The following is a 1,094-nucleotide window of genomic DNA, read 5'->3' as shown; positions in this document are numbered from 1 at the left end:
GGGTTATCTTGGCGGCCAAGCCTGGTTTGGAATACATTGTCGGATTTTTTGCTTGCTTGCGAGCAGGGGCAATTGCGGTTCCTGTTTTCCCCCCGGCTAATACCCAAATGGCTTTTCGTTTACTGCATATCATTCAAGATGCAAAGCCAAGCCTTGTATTATGTGATAAAACTACGACAGCTTCTTTAAAGAAGGGAATGATTGCGAATCGATTTCTACCTGCAAAATTTAAAAAGATGGCGGGTTTGAATGAAACCTATGTCAATTTATTTGATATACTTAGGAAAGCACAGATTCCCCTTGTTGCTACAGAGAAGCGCAAAAAATACTCTACGCAATTGGTTCGAACTAATGAAATTTCCCTACAAGACATTGCCTTTTTGCAATACACATCAGGTTCAACGGGGAATCCCAAAGGTGTCATATTAACGCATGCGAATCTCCTTAATAATGTAGAAATCATAAAAAATGCGATGAATCATACAGCAGATAGTCATGTCTTTTCATGGCTCCCTCCTTATCATGATCTAGGCTTGATTGGCTGCATGATTGAACCTCTTTATGCCAATATAACGGCTACCCATATGTCTCCTGTTGATTTCATTACAAAACCTTTTCTATGGGTGCTCAATGTTTCTAAATATAAATGCACCACAATTGCCGCTCCTAATTTTGCTTTTGATCTTTGCGCCCGCAAGACAGAGGATTCTATTGTTAATGAGCTGGATTTGAGCTGTCTTGATACGGTTGTTAATGGGGCCGAGCCTATTTCTATAAAAACCATGGATCTTTTTTATGATAAGTTTAAATCAGCAGGCTATAGAAAAAACACGTTGCATCCTTGTTATGGATTGGCTGAAGCCACTCTCATGGTATCTTCCAAATTGTTTTTATCAGAGGCTAAGGTTATCAATGTCGATCCTCATCATTTTGGCAATAACAAGATCAACTTAACAAGTGATGCATTGGAAGGAGTTCCTTTGGTAAGTTGTGGTATGGCACGCACGACTGTCAAAATAGTACACCCTGAAACACATATGCTGTGTCAGGACAATGAAGTTGGAGAAATATGGGTTCGCGGTGAGTCAATTGGG

Annotated in this window: 1 protein-coding gene; it reads left to right on the top strand. The window is 40.0% G+C overall.

The window, feature by feature from the left end:
• Positions 1-1,094, top strand: a 1,094-nt coding sequence (locus Lbru_RS08570) for an AMP-binding protein (protein ID WP_157061504.1), incomplete at both ends; no start/stop codon positions are given.

This window comes from Legionella brunensis, from assembly GCF_001467025.1.
GTDB lineage: Bacteria > Pseudomonadota > Gammaproteobacteria > Legionellales > Legionellaceae > Tatlockia > Tatlockia brunensis.
Note: the sequence above shows the minus strand (reverse complement) of the source record. Positions and strands in the feature narration are given on the sequence as shown.